The sequence below is a fragment of the Micromonospora sp. 4G55 genome (genome assembly GCF_016803375.1).
On the sequence record NZ_JAEVHN010000487.1, the window covers coordinates 1 to 4736 of the forward strand.

General features: G+C 73.8%; 4 protein-coding genes and 4 pseudogenes. All 8 read right to left on the reverse strand.

Going from position 1 to position 4736, the window contains the following annotated elements; translation table 11 throughout:
- Positions 1–317: pseudogene (locus tag JNW89_RS27970) on the reverse strand (glycosyl transferase); the annotation flags it as partial.
- Positions 318–376: 59 nt separating this feature from the next.
- Positions 377–664: pseudogene (locus tag JNW89_RS37855) on the reverse strand (DMT family transporter); the annotation flags it as partial.
- Positions 661–1506, reverse strand: coding sequence for an ATP phosphoribosyltransferase (gene hisG, locus JNW89_RS27980; protein ID WP_238451359.1), 846 nt, complete (start codon positions 1504–1506; stop codon positions 661–663). The gene hisG and the pseudogene JNW89_RS37855, both read right to left, overlap by 4 nt.
- A 45-nt stretch (positions 1507–1551) precedes the next feature.
- On the reverse strand, positions 1552–1815 hold the full coding sequence (locus tag JNW89_RS27985) for a phosphoribosyl-ATP diphosphatase (RefSeq protein ID WP_013732805.1): 264 nt from the start codon (positions 1813–1815) through the stop codon (positions 1552–1554).
- Positions 1816–1986: 171 nt separating this feature from the next.
- Positions 1987–2487 carry a 6,7-dimethyl-8-ribityllumazine synthase gene (ribH, locus tag JNW89_RS27990; protein WP_238451139.1) on the reverse strand — a complete coding sequence of 167 codons (501 nt, stop codon included), beginning with the start codon at positions 2485–2487 and terminating at the stop codon, positions 1987–1989.
- Positions 2488–2489: 2 nt separating this feature from the next.
- A complete protein-coding gene (locus JNW89_RS27995) occupies positions 2490–3755 on the reverse strand; it encodes a bifunctional 3,4-dihydroxy-2-butanone-4-phosphate synthase/GTP cyclohydrolase II (RefSeq protein ID WP_238451140.1) in 1266 nt (421 codons plus the stop codon).
- A 76-nt stretch (positions 3756–3831) separates the two neighbouring features.
- Positions 3832–4523, reverse strand: a pseudogene (gene pnuC, locus JNW89_RS28000) (nicotinamide riboside transporter PnuC).
- Positions 4523–4736, reverse strand: a pseudogene (locus JNW89_RS28005) (riboflavin synthase); the annotation flags it as partial. The pseudogenes JNW89_RS28005 and pnuC, both read right to left, overlap by 1 nt.

Here is a 4736-nt window from a genome sequence, read left to right on the forward strand (position 1 = left end):
GCGACCACCGGCGCGCCGGCAACCAGCGCCGCGACGGCGACCAGCGGGGGAGCGGTGTAGAGCAGGAGCAGCAGGGCCACCACGACCGCCGCCGCGGCCGGGTGACCGAAGGAGGCCCAGAGCGACTTGGTGTAGCCGTCGCGCAGCTGCGGCCAGTTCTCGTACATCCGGCAGGCGGCCAACCGGGAGCCGTCGGCGAGGGCGATCCGCCCGCCGGAGCGCTTGACCGCCCGGGCCAGCTCGATGTCCTCCAGCACCTTGTCGGCCACCGCGGCGTGCCCGCCGGCCCGGTCGTAGCCGGCCCGGTCCACCGCCAGGCCGCCGAGACTGCCCCGGCGACCTGGGCGATGGTGAAGACGGCCACCCCGAGCACCGGTACGACGTACGTGCCGATCACGATGATCGCTGCCCCGCCGAGCCCACCCAGGTAGCACCACCAGGGCAGCCGGGACCGGCGCAGCACGGCGAGCCCGGTCCGCATCGACGGCAGGACCAGCAGTCCGACCAGGACCAGCAGCGAGCCCCCGGCGTTGTTGACCACCGCCCCGAGCACGGGACTGCCCACCCGCTCGCCCAGCTCGGCATTGGCCACCCCCTGGGCGGCCGACGCCACCCCGCCGAGCACCACCAGGGCCAGCGCGGCCGTCGGCGGCAGGGATCTCACAGCCGGCAGGCGTGGATGTTGGTGACCAGGATGGCGCGGGCGCCGAGCTCGTACAGCTCGTCCATGATCCGGTGCACGTCGTCGCGGAGCACCATCGCCTGCACGGCGACCCAGCCCTCCCGGTGCAGCGGGGACACGGTCGGCGACTCGATGCCCGGGGTCAGCGAGCTGGCCCGGTCCAGCAGGCCGGCCGGCACGTCGTAGGCGAGCATGACGTAGCGGCGGGCGACCAGCACCCCGTGCAGGCGGCGCAGCAACTGCTCGGCCTGCGGGTGGGTCGGGGCGCCGGCGCGGCGGACCAGCACCGCCGAGGAGCGCAGCAGCGGGTCGCCGAAGACGACCAGGCCGGCCTGGCGCAGGGTGGCCCCGGTCTCCACCACGTCGGCGACCACGTCGGCGACGCCGAGCCGGATGGCGTTCTCCACCGCCCCGTCCAGCCGGATCACGTCGGCCTTGACCCCCAGCTCGCCGAGGTACCGATCGACCAGCCCCGGGTAGGCGGTGGCGATCCGGTGCCCGCCCAGCTCCTGCACGGAGTGGACGTCCTCCGGGCGGGCGGCGAAGCGGAAGGTGGCCCGGGCGAAGGCCAGGTCCATCACCTCCTCGGCCGGCGCGCCGGAGTCGATCAGCAGGTCGCGGCCGGTGATCCCGACGTCGAGGTCACCGGAGCCGACGTAGGTGGCGATGTCCTTGGGACGCAGGTAGAAGAACTCGATGTCGTTGGGCTCGTCCCGGCAGACGAGGTCCTTCGGGTCGGTGCGCTGGCGGTAGCCCGCCTCGCGCAGCATCTCGGCGGCCTTCTCGGCCAGGGCGCCCTTGTTCGGTACGGCGACACGCAGCATGACGGAGTGCTCCTTCGATCAGATGTGATCAACGACGGGGCGCACTCACAGATGTCGGTAGACGTCCTTGAGCTCGAGACCGCTGGCGAGCATCAGCACCTGGACCTGGTAGAGCAGTTGGGAGATCTCCTCGGCGGTCCGCTCCGGCCCCTCGTGCTCGGCGGCCATCCACGACTCGGCCGCCTCCTCGACGACCTTCTTGCCGATGAAGTGCACGCCCTTCTCCAGGGCGGCGACCGTGCCCGAGCCCGGGGTGCCGGCGGCGGCCTTGGCCTGCAGCTCGGCGAACAACTCCTCGAACGTCTTCACGGGATCCGATTCTTCCAGTCACCGGGCGACACCTCGCGCACCGGGTCCGGCCGCGTCGTCCTCCCCACCCGGACGCTCGGGCCTGGCCCCCGTTTTGCGGCGTGTCGCGGTGTCCCCGATCCGGGACACCGCGACACGCCGCGAAACGAGCCGATTAACGACGGGCGGGGGTCAGCGGCCGAAGCCGACCCGCTGGCCGTTGGCCGCGGCCACGTCCCGGATGGCCAGCGCGGCGTCGAGGGCCGCCACGGTGGCCGCCCAACCCTTGTCCTCCGCCGAGCCGGGCAGCCCGGCCCGGTCGCGGGCCTGCTCGATCGTCTCCACGGTGAGCACCCCGTGCGCCACCGGCTTCCCCTCGTCCAGGGCGACGCGGGTGAGGCCGTCGGTCACCGACCGGCAGACGTAGTCGAAGTGCGCGGTGGCACCGCGGACCACCACGCCGAGGGCGACCACCACGTCGCAGCGCCGGGCCAGGGCCTGGGCCACCACCGACAGCTCCACCGAGCCGGCCACCCGGGCGACCACCGACCGGGCGCCGCACGCCTCGGCCGCCGCCACCGCCCGGTCGAGCATGTGGTCGGTCAGGTCGGCGTGCCAACGCGCGGCCACCACGCCCACGGTCAGCCCGGCGGCGTCCACCGTGGTCACCCCGGGCTCGCCGAATCCCGCCATGTCTACGCTCCGATCTCGTCGCCGGGGACCGGCCGGCCCATCGGGGCCTCGGTCACCTCGTCCAGTTCGTCCAGCAGGTGCCCCATCCGGTCCCGCTTGGTCCGCAGGTATCGCACGTTCTCCGGGTGCGGCCGGATCGGCAGCCCCTCACGGCCGGTGATGGTCAGGCCGTACCCCTCCAGCCCGGCCCGCTTGGCCGGGTTGTTGGTCAGCAGCCGCATCGAGCGCACACCCAGGTCGTAGAGGATCTGCGCGCCGGTGCCGTAGTCGCGGGCGTCGGCGGGCAGCCCCAGGTCGAGGTTGGCGTCCACGGTGTCCCGGCCCAAGTCCTGGAGCTGGTACGCCTGGAGCTTGTGCAGCAGCCCGATGCCGCGCCCCTCGTGCCCGCGCACGTAGAGCACCACACCCCGCCCCTCCCGGGCGACCCGGGCCAGGGCCGCCTGCAGCTGCGGGCCGCAGTCGCAGCGCAGCGAGCCGAAGACGTCCCCGGTCAGGCACTCCGAGTGCACCCGCACCAGCACGTCCTGCCCGTCACCGATCTCCCCGTAGACCAGGGCGACGTGCTCGGCCGGGTCGTGCTCGGCGCGGTAGCCCAGCGCCCGGAACACCCCGTACGGGGTGGGCATCCGGGCGTCGGCGACCTGCTCCACCTGCTTCTCGTGCCGCCGCCGGTACGCCACCAGGTCGGCGATGGTCACCAGGGTCAGGGCGTGCTCGGCGCAGAACTTCTCCAGGTCGGGCACCCGCATCATGGTGCCGTCCTCGTTGACCAGCTCGCAGAGCACGCCGGCGGGACGCAGCCCGGCCAGCCGGGTCAGGTCGACGGCCGCCTCGGTGTGCCCGGGGCGGCGCAGCACCCCGCCCTCGCGGGCGCGCAGCGGCACCACGTGCCCGGGGCGGGACAGGTCGGTCGGGTCGGTGCCCGGGTCGGCCAGCAGCCGGATGGTGTGCGACCGGTCGGCGGCCGAGATGCCGGTGCCGATCCCCTCCCGGGCGTCGACCGTCACCGTGTACGCGGTGCCGCGCCGGTCCTGGTTGGTGTGGTGCATCGGCGGCAGGTCCAGCCGGTCGCACTCCGACTCGGTCAGCGACACGCAGATGTAGCCGGAGGTCCAGCGGACCATGAACGCCACCAGCTCCGGGGTGGCCAGTTCGGCGGCGAAGATCAGGTCGCCCTCGTTCTCCCGGGACTCGTCGTCGACCACGACGACCGGCCGGCCGGCGGCGATGTCCGCCACCGCCTGCTCAATACTGGCGAACGCGCTCATGCCGACACTCCGCTTCGCTCCGTGCCGCCATGAGGCACCACCGCACTGGACCTGATGATTCGCTCGCTGCGCTCACTCATGCGACGGCCTCCGAGTAGGTGGACGGGATCGGCGGGGCGGCCGACCGGGCGGCCCGCGAGGTCCGCCACCAGGCGGCGAGACCCCAGACGCAGAACGCGCCGTAGAACAGGTACATGGCCGCCGACGGGTAGAAACCGCCGCGCAGCAGCAGCGGCACGCCGACCGCGTCGACGGCGATCCAGATCAGCCAGAACTCGACCCAGCCGCGGGCCATGCCGTACGTGGCGAGCAGGCTGCCGGTCAGGATCCAGGCGTCCGGCAGCGGGCCCCAGGAGCCGAGCGCGGCGAGCACCGGGTACCCGGCGGCGATGCCGACGGCGGCGGCCAGCAGCAGGCCGAGCCGCTCCCGGCCGGTGGCCCAGCGCGGGCTGACCGCCGGCTGGTCGTCGCCCTGGCGGCGGTTGCGCGACCAGCGCCACCAGCCGTAGACGCTCACCGAGAAGAAGAAGACCTGCCGGCCGCCTGGCCGTAGAGGTCGTGCGCCTGCGGGGTGGCGAAGACGCCGCCGAGGAAGACGGTGAACAGCAGCGCGTTGCCGATCATGCCGACCGGCCAGGCCCAGACCAGCCGGCGCAGCCCGAGCAGCGCGGAGGCCAGCCCGAAGACGTTGCCGACGATCTCGCGGACCAGCACCGGCGAGCCGGCGATCTCGAGCTGGGCCTCCAGCAGCCAGCCGAGCGGGCCCATCAGCGCCCACCCCCCGCGGGCGCGCCGGGCAGGCCGCCGCCGGCGAGCCGGTCGCCGAGCAGGCGCTCGACGTACTTGGCCAGCACGTCGACCTCCAGGTTGACCGGGTCACCGACGCCCTTGCCGCCGAGCGTGGTCAGCTTCAGCGTGGTGGGGATCAGCCCGACGGCGAACCAGTCGTCGCCGACCGCGGCCACGGTCAGCGAGACGCCG

Coding starts and splice junctions, on each gene's coding strand:
- hisG (WP_238451359.1), bottom strand. CDS start 1,506: ATGCTGCGTGTCGCCGTACCGAACAAGGGCGCCCTGGCCGAGAAGGCC.
- JNW89_RS27995 (WP_238451140.1), bottom strand. CDS start 3,755: ATGAGCGCGTTCGCCAGTATTGAGCAGGCGGTGGCGGACATCGCCGCC.
- ribH (WP_238451139.1), bottom strand. CDS start 2,487: ATGGCGGGATTCGGCGAGCCCGGGGTGACCACGGTGGACGCCGCCGGG.